At 65.7% G+C, this 22,047-nt stretch carries 18 protein-coding genes; 11 read left to right on the top strand and 7 right to left on the bottom strand.

What is annotated here, in order from left to right:
- Window positions 1-53: 53 nt before the first annotated feature.
- The gene (locus J4G43_RS35245) at window positions 54-1,862 is read right to left on the bottom strand and encodes a caspase family protein (protein WP_208087742.1); all 1,809 of its coding nucleotides are present in this window, start codon (window positions 1,860-1,862) and stop codon (window positions 54-56) included.
- Between the two features lie 147 nt (window positions 1,863-2,009).
- On the opposite strand from J4G43_RS35245, the gene J4G43_RS35240 reads away from it, so the two are divergent.
- Entirely contained in the window at window positions 2,010-2,219 is a 210-nt protein-coding gene (locus tag J4G43_RS35240) for an RbsD/FucU domain-containing protein (RefSeq protein WP_225005296.1), read from the top strand.
- Here J4G43_RS35240 and J4G43_RS35235 read toward each other — a convergent pair.
- Window positions 2,212-2,595 carry a VOC family protein gene (locus tag J4G43_RS35235; protein ID WP_208087741.1) on the bottom strand — a complete coding sequence of 128 codons (384 nt, stop codon included), beginning with the start codon at window positions 2,593-2,595 and terminating at the stop codon, window positions 2,212-2,214. The genes J4G43_RS35240 and J4G43_RS35235 overlap by 8 nt on opposite strands.
- Before the next feature lie 149 nt (window positions 2,596-2,744).
- Between J4G43_RS35235 and J4G43_RS35230 the strand changes: the two genes are divergently transcribed.
- Together J4G43_RS35230 and J4G43_RS35225 are read left to right on the top strand one after the other, a co-directional pair.
- On the top strand, window positions 2,745-3,104 hold the full coding sequence (locus tag J4G43_RS35230) for a hypothetical protein (protein ID WP_071912117.1): 360 nt from the start codon (window positions 2,745-2,747) through the stop codon (window positions 3,102-3,104).
- A gap of 138 nt (window positions 3,105-3,242) precedes the next feature.
- Window positions 3,243-4,013 (top strand): meso-2,3-butanediol dehydrogenase, encoded by a 771-nt coding sequence (locus tag J4G43_RS35225; protein WP_208087740.1) that lies wholly within the window; start codon window positions 3,243-3,245, stop codon window positions 4,011-4,013.
- Window positions 4,014-4,232: 219 nt separating this feature from the next.
- Here J4G43_RS35225 and J4G43_RS35220 read toward each other — a convergent pair whose 3' ends face one another.
- Complete coding sequence (locus J4G43_RS35220) at window positions 4,233-5,588, bottom strand: hypothetical protein (protein WP_208087739.1); 1,356 nt, start codon at window positions 5,586-5,588, stop codon at window positions 4,233-4,235.
- Window positions 5,589-5,663: 75 nt separating this feature from the next.
- Here J4G43_RS35220 and J4G43_RS35215 point away from each other — a divergent pair, with 75 nt between their 5' ends.
- Window positions 5,664-6,860, top strand: coding sequence for an MFS transporter (locus J4G43_RS35215; RefSeq protein ID WP_208087738.1), 1,197 nt, complete (start codon window positions 5,664-5,666; stop codon window positions 6,858-6,860).
- On the opposite strand, the gene dgcA is transcribed toward J4G43_RS35215, so the two are convergent.
- Window positions 6,830-7,825 (bottom strand): N-acetyl-D-Glu racemase DgcA, encoded by a 996-nt coding sequence (gene dgcA / locus J4G43_RS35210; RefSeq protein WP_208087737.1) that lies wholly within the window; start codon window positions 7,823-7,825, stop codon window positions 6,830-6,832. The genes J4G43_RS35215 and dgcA overlap by 31 nt on opposite strands.
- A 143-nt stretch (window positions 7,826-7,968) precedes the next feature.
- Here dgcA and J4G43_RS35205 point away from each other — a divergent pair, with 143 nt between their 5' ends.
- Genes J4G43_RS35205 through J4G43_RS35195 form a run of 3 tightly spaced genes read left to right on the top strand, consistent with a single transcriptional unit; the run spans window position 7,969 to window position 10,785 of the window.
- Window positions 7,969-9,102 (top strand): MlaE family ABC transporter permease, encoded by a 1,134-nt coding sequence (locus J4G43_RS35205; protein WP_038944308.1) that lies wholly within the window; start codon window positions 7,969-7,971, stop codon window positions 9,100-9,102.
- 2 nt (window positions 9,103-9,104) lie between these two features.
- Entirely contained in the window at window positions 9,105-9,887 is a 783-nt protein-coding gene (locus J4G43_RS35200) for an ABC transporter ATP-binding protein (RefSeq protein ID WP_208087736.1), read from the top strand.
- A 16-nt stretch (window positions 9,888-9,903) separates the two neighbouring features.
- Window positions 9,904-10,785: an MlaD family protein gene (locus J4G43_RS35195; RefSeq protein WP_208087735.1), complete on the top strand. Its 882-nt coding sequence runs from the start codon at window positions 9,904-9,906 to the stop codon at window positions 10,783-10,785.
- A gap of 179 nt (window positions 10,786-10,964) precedes the next feature.
- Here the strand turns inward: J4G43_RS35195 and J4G43_RS35190 are convergent, their stop codons facing one another.
- Window positions 10,965-16,673 carry an apolipoprotein A-IV repeat region-like domain-containing protein gene (locus tag J4G43_RS35190; RefSeq protein ID WP_208087734.1) on the bottom strand — a complete coding sequence of 1,903 codons (5,709 nt, stop codon included), beginning with the start codon at window positions 16,671-16,673 and terminating at the stop codon, window positions 10,965-10,967.
- 395 nt (window positions 16,674-17,068) lie between these two features.
- Between J4G43_RS35190 and J4G43_RS35185 the strand changes: the two genes are divergently transcribed.
- Both J4G43_RS35185 and J4G43_RS35180 read left to right on the top strand, forming a co-directional pair.
- Window positions 17,069-17,443 (top strand): Hpt domain-containing protein, encoded by a 375-nt coding sequence (locus J4G43_RS35185; protein ID WP_208087733.1) that lies wholly within the window; start codon window positions 17,069-17,071, stop codon window positions 17,441-17,443.
- A gap of 166 nt (window positions 17,444-17,609) precedes the next feature.
- Complete coding sequence (locus J4G43_RS35180; protein WP_014493954.1) at window positions 17,610-17,930, top strand: 2Fe-2S iron-sulfur cluster-binding protein; 321 nt, start codon at window positions 17,610-17,612, stop codon at window positions 17,928-17,930.
- A gap of 15 nt (window positions 17,931-17,945) precedes the next feature.
- On the opposite strand, the gene J4G43_RS35175 is transcribed toward J4G43_RS35180, so the two are convergent.
- Entirely contained in the window at window positions 17,946-18,413 is a 468-nt protein-coding gene (locus tag J4G43_RS35175) for an acyl-CoA thioesterase (RefSeq protein WP_208087732.1), read from the bottom strand.
- A gap of 181 nt (window positions 18,414-18,594) precedes the next feature.
- Here J4G43_RS35175 and J4G43_RS35170 point away from each other — a divergent pair, with 181 nt between their 5' ends.
- On the top strand, window positions 18,595-19,623 hold the full coding sequence (locus tag J4G43_RS35170; RefSeq protein WP_166090213.1) for an NAD(P)/FAD-dependent oxidoreductase: 1,029 nt from the start codon (window positions 18,595-18,597) through the stop codon (window positions 19,621-19,623).
- Window positions 19,624-19,730: 107 nt separating this feature from the next.
- Window positions 19,731-20,342: a DUF2147 domain-containing protein gene (locus J4G43_RS35165; protein ID WP_028148559.1), complete on the top strand. Its 612-nt coding sequence runs from the start codon at window positions 19,731-19,733 to the stop codon at window positions 20,340-20,342.
- A 115-nt stretch (window positions 20,343-20,457) separates the two neighbouring features.
- Here the strand turns inward: J4G43_RS35165 and J4G43_RS35160 are convergent, their stop codons facing one another.
- Entirely contained in the window at window positions 20,458-21,558 is a 1,101-nt protein-coding gene (locus tag J4G43_RS35160; protein ID WP_225005294.1) for a hypothetical protein, read from the bottom strand.
- Between the last annotated feature and the right edge of the window lie 489 nt (window positions 21,559-22,047).

The following is a 22,047-nucleotide window of genomic DNA, read 5'->3' as shown; positions in this document are numbered from 1 at the left end:
AGGAAGGGGCAGAGCGTCGCCGCTCTGCCCCTTTGTCGTTTCGCTTGTGGCGATCAGCGCATGAAGCCGCGGTGATTGTTGCCGCCGCCCATGGAGGGCGCCTGGTTCATCGACTGCCGGAAGTTGTTGCCGCCGTTGTTGACCACACGGTTGGTCGCATTGAATTGCGGGCGGTTGTTCTGCTGGTTGTTCTGGACCTGCACCTTGTTCACCGGGTTGTTGTTGAGCTTCACGCCGGTGTTGACGCGGATCGGGTTGTTCTGCGTCTGAACGACCGGCTTCGTATCGACGGTCGTGCCACCCTTGCCGACATTCACCGGCATGCTGACGATCTTGCCAGGCGTGCCTTTGGTCGTGCCGTTATTGTTGCTGCCGCCATTCTGCGTATTGTTGGTCGCGGGCAGCGTCACGATCTTGCCGGTGCCGCCATTGGTGTTGGTCGTGTTGGTCGGCGCAGGCAGGGTGACGATCTTGCCCGGGGTCTGCGACGGCGTGCCGTTCGGCTGGTTGTTGCCCGAGGGCAAGTTGACGCCCTGACCGCCACTGCCGAGCTTGCCGATGACGTTACTGTCCACCGGCTTCTGCACGACCGGCAGGTTGCCGTTCACTTGCGCACCGCCATTGCCCTGCTGCATCAGCGGCATGTACTTGGGCTGGCCGAGATTGCTGACCTTGAACGTCGGAGCAATGTTCTGCGGCGCCAGGAACTTGGTCGCCTGCATCAGGGGGATCAGCTTTGGCTGCACCTGGAGCTTCAGCGCGACTTGCGCATAGGGGCTGTTGCCGTAGCTGTCATAGAAGCTCTTGTAGCCGAGCGGGGAGTTCGCGAGCACCGCCTTGTGCCAGGCCTGTGTGATCAGCAGGTTGTTGAGCAGCCAGCGGATGTGGTCGCACAGCGGGTCGTGCGGGTACATCTGGATGAACTCCTGATAGTACTCCTGCCGTCCCTCGGACACGACGTAGTCATAGGCCTGGCGCGTCGAGCGGCTCGGCAGGTTGGAGGCCACCTGCACGACAGGCGCATTCACCGGCGCGCGGTTGGCGGCGACAGCGGTGTCGCCGAAGAAGGTGAAGTCCGAGGTCAGCGACGAGCTTTCCCACGGGATCTGCGCGCCGCTGGTGGTCTGGTTCACTTCGAGGCGCACGCGCTTGAACAGCTGCTCGATCGGCACGTTGGGTTCGCGCGCGACGTTGAGGAAGGCCTGGGTATAGGGGCTGTGGCCGTTGGTGCCGTCCTGTGCTTCCGCACCCGGCGCGGTCGAGTAGCCGACGATCGAGCCGTTCGGCGCATCGACGATGGCCAAGCCGCGGCCGGCGTCGTTGACATCAGGGAACGGATTGTTGCGGCAGGCATCGAGGATGACGATGCGCATGCGGCTCGGGATCGTCTCCAGCGTCGACATCACGTCGACCAGGCGCACCGAGTTGCTCACGAGCTCGGTGGGGTTCGAAACCTTGGCATCGACGGGGACGAGATAGTTCTCGCCGGCGAGCTGCACGCCGTGACCGGCGTAGTAGACCATGGCGACAGTGTTCGGACCCCGCGCGGAAACCTTGGCGGAAAAGTCCTGGACGACGCGGAGCATGTCGTTCTGGGTCAGGTCGGTCGCGGCGACCACCTCGAAGCCGGCGGAGTTCAGAAACTGCGCCATCGACTCCTCATCATTGTCGGGGTTTTGGAGCTGCGGCGCGTTCTTGTAGTTGGAATTGCCGATCACCAGCGCCACGCGCTGCTCCGGGCCTTGCAGCGCGATCGGGGCAGGCTGGACCGGGGCGACCTGCGCGGAAGCAGGGCCGCTGGCGAAGCCGAACAGGCTTCCCACGAGGCTAGCCGTCATCAGGAAAGGCTTTAGGCGGAACATGGCGTGCTCCTCTGGCACTCATCTCGATGCGAGATTGGTTGCGAGGAAGCCTGGTCGCGTTCGAGCCCGTGGTCCGTGATCGCAGTCACCATGGTAAGCTGCGTGATCTGAATCACGCTTGGAACCGATCCCGATCCGGTGCGCGTGATGGCGCCGGTCGACGATCCCGATCGCGTCCCCGACGTGCAGCGCGCGGTGCTGGCGGAAATCGGGCGCGCGGTTGGCCGCGCCGTCAGTCCCGGCAAGCTCTCGCGTCCGGAATTCTATCGCGCGGCGGCGACGGGGTTTGGTGTCGTGCAGGTCGGCGACAGCAGGGGGTATGGATGCTTCCTGATCCGGAAGGGCATGATCAGCTAGGGCGATGCGTCAGCTCTGACGGCCAGCCGATCCTGACGAGAAGACCGTCAGGTCCGTTGATGCCCACCTCATACATCCCCCATTCGCGGTGACGCAGCAGGCCACCGGGGCGGATGACCAGATCGTCCACGCGCGCGGCGATGGCCTCGACGTCGGGCGTGCGAATGAAGACGCCGAAGGGATTGTGCTCGGGCACGCGCCACGGGCCATTGCCGGCTCGTGTGAGATGCACCTCGCAGCCCCAACCGGTCATGATCACGTAGTCGGCGTCACCGCCCGCGCGCGCAAAGCCGAGGCGTTCCCAGAACGGAATCGCAGCGGCAAGGTCGTTGCTCGGAACGATGGCGAAAGCGCCGACGCGCGCGGTTTCAGACATCCGCTCACTCCGGAATATGCAAGTTTCACGCGCAGCCCTCATGCTGCGCTATGCGAGCTTATCGGGAGAAGCCAATGAGTCGAAGCGGCGAAAAGTCTCGCACTCGGATTTGAATGGCCTTCGGGCAAGCGACTGTCTATGGTCGATCCATGTCGCGCCTTATGTGTCTATCCATTGCTGTCGTCCTGTCGCTGTTGCCCGCCATCGCGTCTGCTGCGTCATCTCAAAAACGCCCCAAGCAGGCTTGGCATGGTTACGGCTTCCTGCCGGGCTATCGCCAGCCGCTGAGCAACAGCATTCCGCTCTACAAGCAGAAGGAGGCGATGCGGCGCATGTCGCGCAGCGACCGCCGCCATTGGTACATCGACCCGGTGCCCCAATATTACGGCTGGGATGGCGAATGGCGCTATTTCGGCCGGCCCGGCTTCGGCGGCGGCCGCTACAATGGCGGCAGCTTCGGGCCGTGCTGGACGCGGACCCCGATCGGCGCGGTCTGGAACTGCGGGTGATCGGCCTCGCATCGCCTCGCGGAACGCTTCGCGCGACAGATTTCAATCGTAACCGAATCCGGTTCGGCTGAAACCAAGCTGTCTTTCCGGAGTCCTAGCTCTTGTCCGGACCTTGCGGGTTCGGATGGAGTTATTGGCATGAATGATCGGTTCAAGGATAAAGTCGTCATCGTCACGGGCGCCGGCAGCGGCATCGGCGCCGCAGCCGCAAGGCGCTTTCACGGCGAAGGCGCCATTGTCGTGCTGAACGGGCGCCGGGAGGTCAAGCTGGCTGAAGTCGCTGCCGAACTCGGCACCGATCACTGCATGATCTGGCCCGGCGACGTCTCGATCGCCGCAGACGTCGAGCGCCTGGTCGCCGACGTGGTCCGGCAATTCGGCAGGATCGACATCCTCGTCAACAATGCCGGGACGGGTGCACTGATCGATTTCCTGAGCTCGCCGGTCCAGCTGTGGCGAGATCTCTTCGCGGTCAATGTCGACGGTGTCCTCTACATGACGCGCGCCGCGCTTCCGCACCTGATCGAAAGCGGCGGCTCGATCGTCAACGTGTCGTCTCTCAGCGGGCTCGGCGGCGATCGGGGCTTGAGCTTCTACAACGCCACGAAGGGGGCCGTCAGCAATCTCACACGCAGCCTGGCGCTCGACTTTGGCCCGAGAGGCGTGCGCATCAATGCGGTGTGCCCATCATTGACCCTCACCGACCTGACGACGCCGATCATGGAGCAATATCCGGAATTGTTCGCGAAGCTGGTGGAACGTATCCCCCTGGGGCGCGGAGCCCGGTCCGAGGAAGTCGCGAGCGTCATCGCATTTCTCGCAAGCGACGACGCCAGCTTCGTGAATGGGGTGAATCTGCCAGTCGACGGCGGCGTCGACGCATCGACCGGGCAGGCCCCCTTCGCGTAGCGCGGCTAGGTTTGCGAGAGCACCCGTGCAACAGCCTGGGTCCCGGCTCTGCGCCGCAACTGCCTACGCGTTGCAGCTTGTCCGGGACACGAGAGAGGGTGCGGTGATTCACCTTGTTCCGTCATTGCGAGCGCAGCGAAGCAATCCAGAATCTCTCCGCGGAAAGACTCTGGATTGCTTCGCTGCGCTCGCAATGACGATGTGGAGAGCGCGCGCCCCTTACGAGAAGAACGCGATCTTCTCGGCCTGGGTCATGCGGCGGATTGGCGCCATGGGGTCGTTGGCCGCCGCGCGGGGCTTTTGCAGGATGCCGCTGGCGAGGATGGTGACGCCGAGCGAGGGCTCGGGCAAGGACGCGGACAAGGGCGAGGGCATCGGAAGCGTCGCGGTCGGGGCTGCGCCGAATGTCGCGGCGGCCGCCATGGCCGGGGCCGGCTGCTCCATCACTTCGGCGGCGGCCTCCGCAATGGCGTCGGTGAGGCGCGCGAGCGAGTCCATCGCGATCGGCGCGTCTTCGGCGGGCTCCTCCACGACTGCGAGGGCGGCCGGCTCGGCTGCGACCGGCTCCGGAAGCTCTGCGGCAATCGTGGCTGCGACCTCCGCGGCCATCGGCTCCGGAATGGCCGCTTCCAGCTCGATCGGTTCGGTGATCTCGTCGAACTCCGGATCGGGTGCGGCCATTTCCAGCGCGATGGCATCGAGTATGGCTTCGTCCTCGGCTTCCGCGGCGGCGTCGAGCGAGACCCCGTCAGTCACCTCGGTGAAGGCGGCGGCCTCTGCGACCTCCTCTTCGGGTCCGACGTGATTGCCGGCGATGAGCTCCGGCTCGGTGGCAACGTCCAATGCCTCCTCGCCAACGGCGCGTGCTTCGGCGGTGCTGGCCTCGACCGCTGCTTCAGGCGCGGGAGTCGCTGCGATGTCCGGCGGCGCCTCCGTAAAATCCACGGGTGCTTCGGTGGCCATCGCGGCCTCTGCGACGGGCGCTTCATGCACCGGCGCAGGGGCGGGATGCACCGCCGCTTGCGGCGCTGTGTCGCCGTCGCCATCAAGCTGCTCGACCCGATCCCTGAGCAGATCGAATGCAGCCTTGAGCTCGACGCGGGGGTCGATGGTCGATAGCTGTCCGCAAGCCGCCTCGATGGAGGCGAGCTGCGAATCAATGAGATCGCAGATTCGCCCGTCGGCGCCGATCTCGCGCCAGCGCCAGGAGATCTCCTTGATGATGCGCACGCCGCGCGGAATCGGCGCGAGGCTGGCCTCGATCGCCGCAGGATCGAAGGCGGCGATCGCGATGGTCTCGGCTTCGCGGATGGCGCGGCGGATCTCGACCAGCGCCTCGGGCAGGCGATCCTCGACGACCGGTAGTCGCTGTGCCGCAAGGGTTTCTTCGATTTTCGCGACCGCATCGAGCACCATGCGGGTATCCGCATTGCGGTTGCGCTTGGCATATTCGCCGAGGAACCAGCGGCCGCGCGCGGTCTCCATGAAGGCTTCGCGGATCGCGTCGTAATCCTGCTCGTTCGGCTCGGCCGCACGGGCAGACATAGGCGAGAGGGCGAATGCTTCGTTGGCCATGACAATCTCGTCGCGCAAATCACTACGCGTTACTGTAACGATCACCACGATATCGACCGAATCGCAATTGGTTTGATGGCAGGCGAATCACAAATCCCCACGCAAGCCGCCGTGAAGCGGCGATTCGCCGTGAGTCTGGCGCTGTTCTATTCGGCGGTCTTCGCGGTGTCGGGCACGCATCTGCCGTTCTTTCCGCTCTGGCTGAAGGCGATCGGCATCGACGCAAGCTGGATCGGCCTCATCAACGCGCTGCCGGCGATCACGCGCTTCACCACGCTGCCGCAGATCACCGCCCTTGCCGAAAGGCGACATGCCATTCGCGCCGGCATGATGGTGTCGGTGCTGGCAACCGCGATCGGGTTCACGGCGGTCGGATTGCAGCAGCAGCCGCTGGCGCTGTTCCTGATCTATGCGCTGACCTGCATGATGTGGACGCCGACGACCCCGCTGACCGATGCCTATGCGTTGCGCGGCGTCGCCCGCTACGGGCTCGATTACGGACCGTTGCGGCTGTGGGGCTCGGCGGCCTTCGCCGCGGGCTCGCTCGCCTGCGGCTTTCTCGTCGACCACATCGCGGCGCGCGATCTGATCTGGATCATCGTCGCGTGGGCCGTCGTTGCGGTCGCCGCCAGCCTGCTGCTGCAGCCGCTCGACGATGTCAGGCGAAGGACGACGGAGACGCATGCCGGCAAGGCCTTGCTGCGCGATGGCGGCTTCTGGGCCGTCATCGCCTCGGCCGCGCTGATCCAGGGCAGCCACGTCGCCTATTACACGTTCTCGGCCATCAACTGGCAGCTCCACGGCTTCGGCGGGCTGACGATCGCAGGCCTCTGGACGCTGGGCGTGATCGCCGAGATCATCGTCTTCGCGCTGTCGCCGCGGTTTTCGCTGCATCCGTCCACGCTGATCGCGATCGGCGGCGCGAGCGCCGTGGTGCGCTGGATCGTCACCGCGCAGGAGCCGCCGCTCGCGCTGCTCGTGATCGTGCAGCTGGGCCACGGCCTCACCTTCGGCATGACCATCGTCGGCACCATGAACCTGCTGGTGCAGCGCGTGCCATCGCATCAGATCGCGCGGGGGCAGGGCTATTATGCCGCCTGCAACGGGTTGCTGGGTGCAGCGACATCGATCGCGTCAGGTGCGATCTACGCCCGCATCGGCGACAGCTTGTACTACGTCATGGCCGCGATGGCCGCGGCCGGCGCGCTGGTGATCTGGTCGGCGCGGCATCGACTCAAGGCTCATCCCCAGAGCGAGGACTCCGGCGGATAGACCAGGCTGTCGTCATAGCGCAGGCCGTGATCGCGGTCGCGCGCGAGCAGCAGCGGGCCGTCGAGATCGACGAAGCGCGCCTGCGGCGTCACCAGCATTGCGGGGGCCATCGACAGCGATGTCGCGACCATGCAGCCGATCATGATCTCGAAGCCGAGCGCCTGCGCCGCATCGGCCATCGCCAGCGCCTCGGTGAGGCCGCCGGTCTTGTCGAGCTTGATGTTCACGGCGTCGTAGCGCTCGCGGAGCGGCGCGAGCGAAGGGCGGTCATGCACGCTCTCGTCGGCGCAGACCGCGAGCGGCCGTTTGATCCGCGCCAGCGCGTCATCCTTCCCGGCCGGCAGCGGCTGCTCGACCAAGGTGACGCCGACGGCGTCGCAGGCGGCGAGATTCTGCTCCAGATTGGCCTCGGTCCAGGCCTCGTTGGCATCCACGATCAACTCGGATTCGGGGGCGGCCTTGCGAACCGCCGCGATCCGCTCCGGATCGCCGTCGCCGCCGAGCTTGATCTTGAGTAATGGCCGGTGCGCGGCCCTGGCGGTCGCCACCGCCATGGCCCCGGGGGTGCCCAACGAAATCGTGAAGGCGGTGGTGCGCTCGCCCGGCACCGGGCGGTCCAGCAGGTTCCAGGCCCGCAGGCCGGTCGCCTTGGCCTCGAGGTCGATCAGGGCGCAATCCAGCGCGTTGCGGGCCGCTCCGGGCGGCATGGCGGCTTGCAGGGCCTCTCGCGAGAGGCCGCCCGCGACGGCCTCCTGCATGGCCTGGATGGCGGCAAGGGTTGCCTCGGGCGTCTCGCCATAGCGGGGATAGGGCACGCATTCGCCGCGACCGGTGAGGCCGTTCCGGCTCACTTCGGCCACGACGGTCACGGCCTCGGTCTTGGCGCCCCGGCTGATGGTGAAACTGCCGGCGATGGGAAAGCGCTCGATTCGCGCGGCCAGGGCCGGAACTTTGCTGGAAGTCATTTTGAACTCTGGCGAAATCTGAACCTGCTAGTTACCTCTAGCAACTAACATTAACCAGTTGGGGATACCTTCTCCGGGTAAGGGCGTGTGCGCAACCATCTGATTCTACCCGTTTCTCGCGCCCCGGCACGGGAGCGGACACCTTGAGCGGCGATCCGAAGCTGGAACGGATTGCCAAGGGCAACGCGCTGGCACTCTGCGCCACCGGAACCTGGACCGCGAGCTTCGCGCCGGTCCTGGAGCGGATGGTGGCTGACGCCGAGAAGCTCGCCGGCGGTTCGCAAAGCATCTTCATCGACGTCTCCGAGGTCGCCAAGCTCGACACCTTCGGCGCCTGGCTGATCGAGCGGCTGCGCCGCAGCCTGACCCAGGGCGCCGTCGAGGCGCAGATCGCGGGGCTCTCGGCGAATTATTCGAGCCTCGTGGACGAGGTGCGGCGGGTCAGGGCGACGCCGGTCGTCGACAGCAGCGCGGTCACCATCACCGGCATGCTGGAGCAGATCGGCCGGGCCGTGGCCGGGGTCGCTGGCACGGTTGCGGGCCTCGTCGACATGCTCGGCGCGGTGCTCGCGGCGGGGTTTCGCGTCTTGATCCACCCGCGCTCGTTCCGCCTGACCTCGACCGTGCACCACATGGAGCAGGTCTGCTGGCGCGCGGTGCCGATCATCGTGCTGATCACGTTCCTGATCGGCTGCATTATCGCCCAGCAGGGCATTTTTCATTTCCGCAGGTTCGGCGCCGATATCTTCGTCGTCGACATGCTCGGCGTGTTGGTGCTGCGCGAGATCGGCGTCCTCCTGGTCGCGATCATGGTCGCGGGGCGTTCGGGCAGCGCCTACACGGCCGAGCTCGGCTCGATGAAGATGCGCGAGGAGATCGACGCGCTGCGCACGATGGGTTTCGACCCGATCGAGGTCCTGGTGCTGCCGCGCATGCTGGCGCTGGTGCTGGCGCTGCCGATCCTCGCCTTCCTCGGCGCCATGGCCGCGCTTTATGGCGGCGGCCTCGTCGCCTGGCTCTATGGCGGCGTCGATCCCGAAGCCTTCCTGCTGCGCCTGCGCGACGCCATCTCGATCGACCATTTCATCGTCGGCATCGTCAAAGCGCCGGTGATGGCGGCCGTGATCGGCATCGTCGCCTGCGTCGAGGGGCTCGCCGTGCAGGGCAGCGCGGAATCGCTCGGACAGCACACCACGGCCTCCGTGGTGAAGGGCATCTTCTTCGTCATCGTCATGGACGGCGTGTTCGCCATCTTCTTCGCCTCGATCGGGATGTGACGATGGCGCAAGAAACTCAAAACGCGATTCAAGATCCGATCATCCGCGTTCGCGACATCACCGTGCAGTTCGGCGCGACGCGCGTGCTCGACGGCCTCAACCTCGATGTCAAGCGCGGCGAAATCCTCGGCTTCGTCGGCCCATCCGGTGCCGGCAAGTCGGTGCTGACGCGCACCATCATCGGCCTCGTGCCGAAGGTCGCGGGCTCCATCGAGGTGTTCGGCGTCGACCTCGATTCCTCCAGCACCGCGCAGCGCCGCAGCGTCGAGCGCCGCTGGGGCGTGCTGTTTCAGCAGGGCGCGTTGTTCTCCTCGTTGACTGTGCGGCAAAATATCCAGTTTCCGATGCGCGAATATCTCCGGGTCTCGCAGCGGTTGATGGACGAGATCACCCTGGCCAAGCTCACCATGGTCGGGCTCAAGCCGGAAGTCGCGGATCGCTTTCCCTCGGAACTGTCGGGCGGCATGATCAAGCGCGTGGCGCTGGCGCGCGCGCTGTCGCTCGATCCCGATCTCGTGTTCCTCGACGAGCCGACCTCGGGCCTCGATCCGATCGGCGCCGGCGATTTCGATGAGCTGGTCAGGACGCTCCAGCGTACTTTGGGCCTGACCGTTTTCATGGTAACGCACGACCTCGACAGCCTTTACACAGCCTGCGACCGCATCGCCGTTTTAGGGAACGGTAAGATCATTGCGGCAGGGTCGATCGCCGACATGCAGGCCTCGCAGCATCCCTGGCTGAGACAATATTTCCACGGCAAGCGCGCCCGTGCGGTGATGGGCTGAGGTGCCGGAGTAGCTGATGGAAACGCGGGCCAATTACGTACTGATCGGATCGTTCACGCTGGCGGTGATCGCCGCGGCGATCGGCTTCGTGCTGTGGTTCCAGTCGCTGCACACCACCAAGCAGCGCAGCCCCCTGCGCGTCGTGTTCGAGGGCCCGGCGGCGGGCCTGCGCAACGGCGGTAGCGTCAATTTCAACGGTATCCGGGTAGGTGAGGTGGTCTCGGTGAAGCTCGACAACCCGCGGCGGGTTGTCGCACTCGCCATGGTCGAGAACAACACCCCGCTCCGCAAGGACACCCTGGTCGGCCTCGAATTCCAGGGCCTGACCGGCGTCGCCGCGATCTCGCTCAAGGGCGGCGAGGAGGCGGCGCCTCCGCCGCCGCTCGATGAGGACGGCATCCCGTCGCTGACGGCCGATCCCAACAAGCTCCAGGACGTCACCGAGGCGATCCGCGGCACGCTCCAGAACATCAACAAGATCGTCGCGGACAATCAGGAGTCGGTGAAGAACTCGCTGAAGAACCTCGAGACCTTCACCAACTCGCTCGCGCGCAACTCCGAGAAGATCGATGGCGTGATGGCCAAGGTCGACGGCGTCATGCACAAGGCCGACAGCCTCATGTTCGGCCTTAACACGCTCGCCGGCGGCAAGGACGGCGGCGAGCTGTTCCAGGCGGTGAAGTCGATCCGCGAGCTGGCCGAGGATTTCGACAAGCGCTCCGGTGCATTGATGACCGACGGCCGCCGCACCCTCGGCGACATCAGCCGCGCCGTGAACAATTTCGACCGCAACCCGACCCGCGTGCTGTTCGGCGCCAGCAACAGCGCCCCGGCGGCCGCTCCGCCGCCGGCCGAGCCGCCAAGGCCGGCGCCGTCGAACGAGCGCAAGCGGCAGTAGGCGTTTAGTACACGGACCTCACCTCGTCATTGCGAGCGTAGCGAAGCAATCCAGATCGTCTCCGCGGAAGCAGTCTGGATTGCTTCGTCGCAAGGGCTCCTCGCAATGACGGGCTCAAATAAAAACGGAGGCCGTGAGGCCTCCGTTCTCATTCGCTATTCGTTGTCGCTACGGGCTGATCACCCAAGCCGACCCGCCGCGTGCGCGAGCAGGGTGTAGACCAGGCCCGTCTCCGAGGTCAGGTGGCTGCGCAACTCCTGTGGACCACGGCCGTCGCGGGCGACTTCGTCGAGCAGACGCTCGAACTCGGCGACGTAGCGGTCGACCGTGCCCTTGAAGTTGCGGTCGGCGCGGTACTTGCGGGCGACCTCGTCAAAGGCCTTCTGGCCGGCGGGCGTGTAGAGACGCTTGGTGAAGGCCTTGTTCTCGCCGCGCTGGTAGCGGTCCCACATCTCGGAGGCGAGGTTGCGGTCCATCAGGCGGCCGATGTCGAGCGACAGCGACTCCAGCGGATTGCTGCCACCCTGCGGAGCCTGTGGCTGCGGCGCGGGTGCCGCGCGGCCACGCGGGGCCTCACGTCCGGTCGGAGCACCCTGGTTGGCGTCCGTGCGGTTCAGGAGGTCCGACAGCCAGCCGTCGCGGCCCTGGTCGTTGCCCGCGGGTGCGACCGGCGGCGCTTCGGTGCGGCGCGAGGGGGCGGGCATGCCGAGGTCCGGCGGCGGCAGCGTCGAGGCGCTGCCGGTGTCGCGGCCGCGGGTCTCGGTGTTGCGCGTGCCGACGGCTGCCAGCAACGGCTCTTCCTGGCGCTGCGCACTGGCGCGGCCCGTCGTGGAGACGTCGAGGCCACGGCCATGCTGGGCCACGATGCGGTTGAGCTCGGCGAGGGCCTCGATCTGGTCGACGATCACCTTGCGCATCTGCGCAGTGCTCTCGGCGGCCTCCTGCGGCATCTCGAGCACGCCGCGGCGCAGCTCGTTGCGGGTGGCTTCGAGCTCGTTGTGCATCTCGAACGCCATCTGCTTCATGCTGGAGACGAGGTTAGTGAACTTCTCGGTCGACTGCTTGAACATCGTATCCGCCTCGTCCGTGGTCTGGCGGTAGATGTCGTGCATGGCCTCGATGGTCTGGCGGTGCTCCTCCTCGGACGCCACGCGCACCGCCTCGAACTGGCGGGTGATCGCGGCGGAACCTGCGCCGGCGGTCTCCGCGACGACGCGGGCGATGTCGCGGGCACGCTCTTCGGCGGCTGCCAGCGATTCATCGAGCAGGCCGGTGAACCGCGACAGACGCTGGTCGAGATCGGCCGTGCGCAGGTCGATGGTCGTGACGAGCGATTCCAGCGCCTGCTTGCGTTCGGCGAGGGAAGCGGTGGTGTTCTTGTTGCTCACCTCGACGACCTGCGCGGCCTCGACCAGCGCCTTGCCGTGCGCGTCGAACTGGGTCGACAGCTCGCCGAGGTCCTGCAGCGCCCGCGTGGTCTTCGTGTTGAAGACGTTGAGCTGGTCTTCCAGGTTCTGCGTCGCAGCGCCGTTGCGCGAGGTGACGTCGTTCATCGCCGAGACGAAGTCGGCGACGCGCGTCACCAGCGCCCGCTCGAGCGAGTTGAGGTTGTCGTGCGCACCGGTCAGCACCTCCTGGAGCAGGATATTGCCTTCGCGCAGACGCTCGAACAGGGCCACCGTGTCGGTACGCAGGATCTTGCTGGTCTCCTGCATCTCGGTGACGGCCGCGATCGAGACCTGGCGCGACTGGTCGATCGCCGAGCGGGAGGCCTGCTCGAGGTCCTTGAGCGACTTGCCGACCGCGCCGGTGGCCATCTCGCTCGCCGCGTTGATGGTGCGGGCGACTTCGGAGCCGTTGCCCATCATCGTCTGCGAGAACGCATGGCCGCGCGTCTCGATCGACTTCAGCGCATCCGAGGTGACGCGGTCGATGTCGAGCGTGAGCTGGCTGGTCTTCGAGCCGATCGCATCGACCAGCGCGCCGCGCTTGGCGTCGATCATGTTCGACAGACGGTCGGCCTGCTGCTGCACGTAGGTGACGATCTCGTCGGTCTTGCCGGTCATGGCCTGGCCGAAGCTGCTGCTGGCGGCGAGCACCGAACGCTCGACGTCGGACGAACTCGACTTGACGCGCGAGCTTGCCTCGTTGGAGGCGTTGATCAGCGCGTTCTGGGCGTTGAGCGCGCTGGTCTGGATGTCGTTGGTGGCGTTGGTCGTGGCCGTGCTCAATACGCGCTCGATCTCGGTCGAGATCGTGCGGATCTGGCTTGCGGCATCCGCCGACGTCGACGTCAGCGAGGTCTGCGCCTCACGCGCGCTGTTGAGGATGGTCGAGGCGGTGTCGGCGCCGACCGAGGTCAGCGTGCGCTCGATGTCCGTGGTCAGCGACTTGATCTGGCTTGCCGCATCCGTCGAGGCGGTGATCAGCGTGCCCTGGGCCTCGCGTACGCCGCTGGTGAGCGCCTCGATGGTGGCGCCGCCGGCGGTCGCCAGCGCGCGCTGCATCTCGGCCGCCAGCGAGCGGACCTGGCTGGTCTGTTCGGCCGAGACGGAGAGCAGGGTGCTCTGGGCGTCGCGGGCGCTGGTCGTGATCGTCTCGGCGGTCGACTGGCCGACCTGCGAGAGCGACCGATGCACTTCGACCGCGAGCGACTTGACCTGGGTCGCCGCATCCGAGGACGCGTTGACGAGCGTGGTCTGGGCTTCGCGGGCGCCGGTCATGATGGTCTCGGCCGTCAAGGTGCCGGCCATCGAGAGCGAGCGCTGCACGTCCGAGGACAGCGCCTTGATCTGGTTGGCGGTCTCGGTCGAGGCCGCGATCAGCGCGCTCTGCGCATCGCGGGCGCCGGCGGTGATCGATTCCGCCGTGGTGGCGCCGGCCAGCGACAGCGAACGCTGCACGTCGGCGGTGAGCGTCTTGACGTGGTTGGCCGCGTCCGAAGACGCCGTGACGAGCGTGGTCTGCACCTCGCGGGCGCCGGCCAGGATCGAGGCTGCGGTGGCAGAACCGGCCGCCGACAGCGTGCGTTCGACGTCGACCGCGAGCCCCTTGATCTGGTTGGAGGCATCGCCCGAGGCCGCGACCAGGGTCGACTGAGCCTCGCGGGCGCTGCTCAGGATCGAGTTCGCAGCACCGGTGCCGACCGCGGTCAGCGCGCGCTCGACCTCGGTGGAGGTCATCTTGAGCTGGGCGTTGACGTCGGAGGAGACCGTCATCAGCGACTGCTGGGCGGTGCGCGCACCGGTCTGGATCGTTTCGCTGGTGTTGACGACGAGGTTGGTGAGCGAGCGTTCGGCGTCCTCGACATGCGAGCGGATCGCGGTCGAGATCATCTCGGCGCGGGACAGCATGTCCTCGCTGGCCTGACGGCCGCTGCTTTCGATGCGGCCGACGACGGCTTCGACGCGCGAGCCGAGCAGGTCCTCGAACTGCGCCACGCGCACGTCGATGTCGTTGGCGACCGAGCCGACCTTGGTCTCGATGGCCTGGTGGATGTCCTGGAAGCGCGCCGTGACCGTGTCGGTCAGGTGCGTGCTGCGGCCGTCGATCATCTCGGCGACGCCGGTGATGCGGCGGTCGACCGCCTCGATCGCCTGCGCGGTGCCGTCCGTGAGCGTCGACGTCAGCAGGGTGAGGCGCGTGTCGATCGACTGCACGGCCTGCGAGGCGCCGTTCGTTACCGCAGTCGTCAGGTAGGTGAGGCGCGTGTCGATGGATTCGAGCGCCTGCGAGGCGCCGCCCGAGAGCGTCGTCGTGAGGTGCGTCAGCCGCGTATCGATCGACTGGATGGTCTGCGATGCGCCATCGGTGAGCGAGGTCGCGAGATAGTTGAGGCGCGTGTCGATCGTCTCGATGGCCTGCGATGCGCCGTCAGTGAGCGACGTCGTAAGGTGGGTAAGGCGGGAGTCGATCGACTGGATCGCCTGCGCGGCACCGTCGGTCAGCGACGAGGCGAGGGTGTTGAGGCGTCCGTCGATGGTTTCGGTCACCGACTTGGCGCGGGTGTCGAACGACTGCTCGAGCGCGGCGACGCGGCCGACGAGCTGGTCGTCGAAGGTCCTGATGTGGCCTTCGATCGTGCCGTCGAGGCTGACGATCTTGTCGTTCAGCGAGGCGTCGAGGTTGGTGACACGTTCGCCGACCGTGGTCTCGAACTGCACCAGGCGCTGGTCGAGCACGGCCGTGATCGCCCCGCCGTTCGAGGTGAAGCGGGTATCGAAATTGTCGACATAGGTCTTCAGGCTCTCGGCGATGTCCTGGGTGCGCTGGCCCATGCGATCGACGATCTCACCGCCGAACGTCTTCACGGTGCGGTCGAACTCGGAGATGTGGCGGGTGATCAGCGCGCCGAGCGTGCCGGAGTCGCGGGCGAACCTCTCGACCAGCTCGGTGCCCTGGTTCTTCACCAGCTCGTCGAACGCGCTCATCTGCAGCGACAGCGAGTCGTGCGCGGTCTCGGTCTGGCTGACCACCTTGGCGACCAGCGTGTTGACGGTGGCGTCGAGCGCCTCGCTCGCCTTGTCGCCGGAGGTCATGATGTGGCCGGCGAGCCGGTTGCCGGCATCGTCGATCTTGGCGGAGAGGTCGTTGGAGCGCAGCTCGAGCTCGAGCAGCAGCGAGTCCGACGAATTCTTCAGGCTGTCGTGCACCTGCTCGGTGCGCTCGGAGATGCCGTCGACGATCGCGGCGGAGCGCTGCTCGAACTCGCCGGTGATGCGGTCGATACGCTCGTTCAGCATCTCGTGGACGCGGTCGGCGAGGTCGACGAACTCGTCGTGAACGTGGCCGGTCTTGAAGTTGAGGCTGGTGGTCAGCCGCTCGCTGGCGTCGAGCACGGCGCGCGTGGTCTCGTTGCTGGCCTCCTCGAGGCGGTCGAGCAGGTCGCCGCCGCGCTCGCCGAGCGCGAGGATCATGTTGTCGCCGGCGTTGCTCAGTGCGCCCGTGATGTGGGCACCGCGCTCTTCCAGCGCGCCGGTGATGCTCTTGGCGACCTCGTCGACGCGCGAGGCGATCGCGTCCGAGATCAGCGCGATGTCGTGGCGCAGATCGATCTGCACGCCGGAGATGGCGCTGCGGACCTGCTCGGCCTGGCCGACCAGATTGTCGCGCTGGTGCGCGATGTCCTGGAGCAGGGAGCGGATGCGCACTTCGTTGTCGGAATAGGCGCGTTCGAGCGCCGCAACCTCGTTGGCGACCAGCGTCTCGAGCTCGCCGGCGCGCGCGATGGCGCGCTCGATGCCGTCGCCCATCGCCGCGACCTCGCGGCGGATGGCCTGGCCGACGGTGACCATGGAATCGGACGCCGAGCCCTCGGGCTCGGAGAAGCGGATCGCGACCTGCGCCATCGCCTGCGCGATCATGCGCATTTCCTGGCCGCGCCAGACTAGGCTCGCCAGGAAGTAGAACAGCATGATCGGCGCGAAGAACATCGCGATCAGGCCGGCGATGACGAGCACGCCGCCGCTCTGGCCCATGGCAGCCTGGATCGAGGGCAGGAAGCCGACGGTGAGCGCGGCGCAGGCTGCGAGCCAGACGCCGGCGAAGATGGTGGCGAAGGTGTAGACGCTGCGGGCAGGGCGGCCCTTCTGAAGCGCCTGGAGCAACCGGCCGATGGTCTCGCGGTCGTCGTTGGCGGCACGGCGCGAGCTGCGCGGCTCCTCGATCGTATCGAACACGGTGGCGCGCTCGTTGGCGGCAGGACGCGGCTCGAAGGTCGGCTCGTCGAAGATCGGGGGAGCCGGCGGCCCCACCGGAGACGACGTTTCGTTGCGCATCGAGGCGTTGCGGCTGGTGTCCGCGGCCGTGTCGCTAATGTTCAGGGCTTCCTGGATCGCAGAAAGCGCAACTTCTGTCGGGTCTTTGACCTTTTTCGGAGTGTTCGCCATGTTCAGTCCGAGCCCTCGTTACTTGTACGCGTCCCCCCGCGAGCCCAGCGCGCTACGCAAGCCCACAGACCGGATCATGCCGCTTACGCGGATTCCCAGCCGTCCCCACCCGGACGGCTTGTCCGCCAATTTCCGCAACATCCTATTGGCAGAGCGTCGCGAATGAAATGCCCGGGATTAAGACAATCTTAATCATCGTTAACAGGATAGCGCCGTAACGCCTTAGCAATAAATGGAATTCTCCACCGGACTCGCCGGATTGCGGCAACTTTTCGTCAATAAACGGGCGGATTTGCGTAAAACGGCCCAAACACTTCGTTAACCATTTCCATGCTTCGGTGGGGGGAGCTTGACCGCCGGATCGGCGGACATCGCGCGATGCCGGGGCCTGCGCCATGACGCCTGAACTGCAACGGATGGACTGGATGCCTTCGCCCCCGCTTGCACCCATCGACAGCCCGCTCGACCTCGATCACCTCTCGCGCATGACGCTCGGGGACACTGAGCTGGAACAGGAAGTGCTCGCGATGTTCGCCGAGCAGGCGGTCCGCCTGGTCGCGGCGATGGCAGCACTGCCGGCCGAGGCCGGCGCACTCGCCCACAAGCTCAAGGGCTCGGCGCGCGGAATCGGCGCCTTTGCGGTGGCCGATGCCGCGGCCAGCCTGGAGACCGCGGTCCAGACCGGCCATGGCCAGCCCCACGCCTTCGCCGCGTTGAAAGAGGCGGTGACCGAGGCTCGCGCCGCCATCGAGGCGATCCTGAAGCCCTAGGGCGACAGGGCGAGAAACCGCGCTCTAGTCTTTTGTTTTGACGCGTTTTCTTCCCGCGAAGCGGGATTCACGTCGCTTCAAAACCCTATGGCGCCGGGCGGATCGACCCGTTATAGGACAGCCCGGACCCTCCTTCATTCGCAACATCGCGGCAGCACGAGCACACATGGCCAAGATTAACTTTGTCGACCACAAGGGCGAAACCCGTACGGTGGAAGTCGAGAACGGCGCGACCGTGATGGAAGCCGCCATCCGCAACAGCATTCCCGGCATCGAGGCCGAATGCGGCGGCGCCTGTGCCTGCGCAACCTGTCATGTCTATGTCGACGAAGCCTGGCGCGAGAAGGTCGGCAGCCCGACGCCGATGGAAGAGGACATGCTCGATTTCGGTTTCGACGTGCGCCCGAACTCGCGGCTGTCCTGCCAGATCAAGGTCTCCGACGAACTCGACGGGCTCGTCGTGGCGACGCCGGAACGGCAGGCCTGATCGTCCCTCACTATACTAGGCGCTCGGCGGCGCGACCTCGATACCGCGCTTGTGCCAGGGTCTGAGCTTCTCGATGATCTCAGCGGTGAGCGGTGCAGGCCGCCGCGTCGCCTCGTCGAGCATGACGCCGACCGACATCGCCGATGCGATGCACTTTCCTTCCGAAAACACCACCTGTTCGAAGGTCACCGACGTCCGTCCCAGCTTGACCACGCCGAGGCCGAGCTCGATCGTGTTCGGCCAGTGCAGCTCGGCGCGGAAATGGATGTCGAGCCGCACCATGATCCAGGCGAGGCCCGGCGGCGTCAGCCCGTATTCCGGGCTCTTCATCAGCGTGACACGGCCGGTCTCGAAATAAGTGGCGTAGACCGCGTTGTTGACGTGATGGTTCGGATCGAGATCGCCGAAGCGGACATTGTCGCCGAGGCGATAGGGATAGTCCTCCAGGCGCGGCGTCGTATCGAGGCGGCTTGGTGCGTTCACCGATTGATCTCCGTCATATCGCATCCCGTTACAGCCCAGTTATCCTGACCCGGCAAGTGGGCTCGGCTGCGGGGTGCTCCCGCTTTTATGCCTTCCCTGATCCATCCCCGTTGGCTAGACAGGCAGGGTCACTTCTGCCCCCGGGCGGCGTCCAACCGATAACGATCGATAAAGAGACGACATGAGCGACGTGATCAAAACCGATGTGCTGATTATTGGCGCCGGCCCCTGTGGTCTGTTCGCCGCCTTCGAGCTTGGCCTTCTCGACATGAAGGCGCATTTCATCGACATCCTCGACAAGGTCGGCGGCCAGTGCGCTGAGCTCTATCCGGAAAAGCCGATCTACGACATTCCCGGCATTCCGCACGTTTCGGGGCAGGGCCTCACCGACGCGCTGATGGAGCAGATCAAGCCGTTCCATCCGACCTTCCATCTCGGCGAGATGGTCGAGACGGTGGAGAAGATCGGCGATCCCTTGTTTCGCTGCACCACCGACGCGGGCAAGGTGTTCGAATGCAAGGTGGTGGTGATCGCGGCCGGCGGCGGCTCGTTCCAGCCCAAGCGTCCGCCGGTGCCGGGCATCGAGGCCTATGAAGGCACCTCGGTGCACTACGCCGTGCGCAAGATGGAGACGTTCCGCGACAAGAGCGTTCTGATCGTCGGCGGCGGCGATTCCGCGCTCGACTGGACGCTCAATCTGCATCCGCTCGCCAAGCGCATCACGCTGCTGCACCGGCGCGACGATTTTCGCGCCGCGCCCCATAGCGTCGAGCAGATGCGCGCGCTGGTGGCCGACGGAAAGATGGATCTGCGGCTCGGACAGGTCACCGCGCTGTCCGGTACCGAAGGCAAGCTGACCGGCGCCACCGTCAAGGGCAACGACAACAGCGTGAGCGAAGTTTCCTGCGATACCATGCTGCCGTTCTTCGGGCTGACCATGAAGCTCGGTCCGGTCGCGAACTGGGGCATCGCGCTGGAGAACAATCTGGTGCCGGTCGAGACGTCCGCGTTCGAGACCAACGTATCCGGCATCTTCGCCATCGGCGACATCAACACCTATCCTGGCAAGATCAAGCTGATCCTGTGCGGCTTCCACGAGGGCGCGCTGATGTCGCAAAAAGCCCATCGCTACGTCTATCCGGAGAAGCGGCTCGTGTTCCAGTACACGACCTCGTCCTCCAGTCTGCAAAAGAAGCTCGGTGTCAACTGACGGCACCGGGTTCGGTAGGCAATGCCCCATGTTTCTGGTGCTGGAACCGTTCGCGAAATCGCCGTAGTCTGCGGCCATTGCAGTGGCGGCTTAGCAAGGTGATCATAATGCGGACTCTCTTTTCCAGCTTTCGGCTGCTCTCGCTCCTCGCGCTCGCTGTTGCGCTGACGCTTGGCGCGGTTGGGCCGGTAGCCGCACAGGCGCAGCAGCCAACCGCCGCGGGTCTTTGGCAGAAGATCGAGGACGGCAAGACGGTGGGATGGTTTCTCTTCGTCGACCACAACGGCATCTTCGAAGGCGTGATCGCAAAAACCTTTCCGCGCCCCGGCGACGACCCGAATGAGGTCTGTGCGAAATGCACCGACGATCGCAAGAACGCGCCGGTGCTAGGGCTCTCCTTCATCCGCGACATGAAGCGCGACGGCTTGAAGTATGACGGCGGCAACGTGGTCAATCCGCGCGACGGCAACATCTGGAAGGCTAAGATGTCGGTCAGCGCGGACGGGCAGACGCTGACCATGCGCGGCTTCCTCGGCATTTCCCTGTTCGGCAAGGACGAGACCTGGACGCGTCTTCCCGACGCCTACATCGCCCAGGTCGATCCTGCCATCGTCGCCAAATATCTTCCGGCACAGGCGACCGCCGCGACGACGAAGCCTGCGCCCGCGCCTGCGGCGAAGAAGGGCGGCGCGATGATGGCGCCAGCGCCGAAGCAGTAGGGCTCCTCCGTATCCTCGCGCTGTCTCTGGAATAGTGGATCGCCCGATCAAGTCGGGCGATGACAGTTGAGTGCGTGGCCCGGGCGTGCCTCAGCAACGACGGTCTCGACGACCGTCAATACGTTCGTGCCTTCTTGCAGGGCGCGTAGAACGTGCCGTTGCCGGCGACGACCCGCTCGAGGCATTGCCGGGGATCGGTGATCTCGCCGTCGACCTGGAAATAATAGGCCTGCGATCCCAGGCTCAGGACGTAATGTCCCGGCGCAAGCTCGAGCCCTGAATCACCGGTGTGAAGCTCGTACATCTCGGGCTTCCCCGGGATCGGCGACACCCGGAACGGATAGGCGAAGTTTCGGATCACCCCGACATCTTCTCCGCCGCCCAGATTTTTGCCTGCGGCGTCGGTCGAAAACTCCCTGGCGATCTTCGCGACGACCCGAACCTCGACGCGCTCGGGGATCACGTTCGCGGCGTCCCGCCGGAACACGATGAATTTGACGCGGCCGTTCGGCAGATGCGGGCGATCGGGCTTCTTGAACTCCGGTGAAATCGCGATGCGCATGTCCGGCGCCATCACGCCTGTTGCATTCAACTCCGCCAGCGATTTGTCGTCGATCAATGCGTAGATGCCGTAGTCGGTTGGCAATACGCGCGTCGGGGGAGGCGGGGCAGGGGTGACCATCTCCGGTTTGGCGACCGTGATCGTCGTCTCCGGCTTGGGCGATACCTGCGCGATCTCCTGGGCCTGGGACGAAATCTGCCGGCGCAGCGCGGCGATGTTGTCTCGCTGCGAGACGATCAGGATGACGGCGCCAACGGCAAGCAGGATGGCCGCCGTACGCTTGATCACCGGTAGAAGCGGGCCCGAGATCGCAGGCAGCTTGCTGCGAGATATCTCGATCCTCGATCGCAGGACGGTCGCGTCGCCGGACACCAGGAGGCCGCCTGTCTCAGTCGCCTTTGACGACGTGAGCTGTTGTGACGGCAAGCGCTCCAGGGGCGCCTCGTCGCGCGAGAATTTTTCGACCTCCTCGATCGCGACCTCGAGCGCCCGCTTCATCTGGTCGATGTTCCGGGCGTCGGCGTAGGTGAACTGCTCCTGGAGCTTGTAGCGGGCGAGGTCGTAGACCATCTGCCGCCTGGCATCCGCGTCGTCCTTCACCGTCTCGAGCATGCGCGAAATCACGAGTGCAAACTGCACTTCGCTTGCGGGCAAGTCGGTCGGATCCTGCTGGCCAGGAAGCAACTCTCTCGAACTCATAGCGCTGACGGTCCAATGCCAGTCACGCCAACACCTGATTTCTCTAATTGAAACAGTTGATTAAACGATGCGGCGCGCGTCCGCGGCCGTTTCGTACACGTCCTCGCGGAACAAGGAAAGCCTCCAAAACAGCTGCGGCAAATTGCCGGCGCGTTGAACATGCAGGACGTGCGCGCCGGCCGGGGCAACACCGTGCGGCCGTAGTTCTCCGGAATGCACGCTGGCGCCGGATTTGCATAGCTGTCGCAAAGCCGCTGGGGAGCGAGTCGCCGTCTCCACGCCCGCCGCCACCGTGCGGAAGGCGGACGGCGGTGTCTGTCCCTCCCGGCGCTGATTGCGATCCGCGGAGATGACATGCGACTTGCTAGCCCGTCCTATTCGTGAGAGTGCGGCTTTTGGGCCCGATTGATGCGGCCGCACATCTTGTCTGACGAGGCGCACAGG

The sequence above is a fragment of the Bradyrhizobium barranii subsp. barranii genome (assembly GCF_017565645.3).
Classification (GTDB): domain Bacteria; phylum Pseudomonadota; class Alphaproteobacteria; order Rhizobiales; family Xanthobacteraceae; genus Bradyrhizobium; species Bradyrhizobium barranii.
The sequence above is the reverse complement of the archived record's forward strand: the minus strand, read 5'-3'. Positions and strand labels throughout refer to the sequence as shown.

Coding starts and splice junctions, on each gene's coding strand:
- J4G43_RS35220 (WP_208087739.1), bottom strand. CDS start 5,588: ATGGCCAACGAAGCATTCGCCCTCTCGCCTATGTCTGCCCGTGCGGCC.
- J4G43_RS35185 (WP_208087733.1), top strand. CDS start 17,069: ATGACGCCTGAACTGCAACGGATGGACTGGATGCCTTCGCCCCCGCTT.
- J4G43_RS35195 (WP_208087735.1), top strand. CDS start 9,904: ATGGAAACGCGGGCCAATTACGTACTGATCGGATCGTTCACGCTGGCG.
- dgcA (WP_208087737.1), bottom strand. CDS start 7,825: ATGACTTCCAGCAAAGTTCCGGCCCTGGCCGCGCGAATCGAGCGCTTT.
- J4G43_RS35235 (WP_208087741.1), bottom strand. CDS start 2,595: ATGTCTGAAACCGCGCGCGTCGGCGCTTTCGCCATCGTTCCGAGCAAC.
- J4G43_RS35245 (WP_208087742.1), bottom strand. CDS start 1,862: ATGTTCCGCCTAAAGCCTTTCCTGATGACGGCTAGCCTCGTGGGAAGC.
- J4G43_RS35190 (WP_208087734.1), bottom strand. CDS start 16,673: ATGGCGAACACTCCGAAAAAGGTCAAAGACCCGACAGAAGTTGCGCTT.
- J4G43_RS35170 (WP_166090213.1), top strand. CDS start 18,595: ATGAGCGACGTGATCAAAACCGATGTGCTGATTATTGGCGCCGGCCCC.
- J4G43_RS35240 (WP_225005296.1), top strand. CDS start 2,010: ATGGCGCCGGTCGACGATCCCGATCGCGTCCCCGACGTGCAGCGCGCG.
- J4G43_RS35225 (WP_208087740.1), top strand. CDS start 3,243: ATGAATGATCGGTTCAAGGATAAAGTCGTCATCGTCACGGGCGCCGGC.
- J4G43_RS35180 (WP_014493954.1), top strand. CDS start 17,610: ATGGCCAAGATTAACTTTGTCGACCACAAGGGCGAAACCCGTACGGTG.
- J4G43_RS35165 (WP_028148559.1), top strand. CDS start 19,731: ATGCGGACTCTCTTTTCCAGCTTTCGGCTGCTCTCGCTCCTCGCGCTC.
- J4G43_RS35200 (WP_208087736.1), top strand. CDS start 9,105: ATGGCGCAAGAAACTCAAAACGCGATTCAAGATCCGATCATCCGCGTT.
- J4G43_RS35215 (WP_208087738.1), top strand. CDS start 5,664: ATGGCAGGCGAATCACAAATCCCCACGCAAGCCGCCGTGAAGCGGCGA.
- J4G43_RS35230 (WP_071912117.1), top strand. CDS start 2,745: ATGTCGCGCCTTATGTGTCTATCCATTGCTGTCGTCCTGTCGCTGTTG.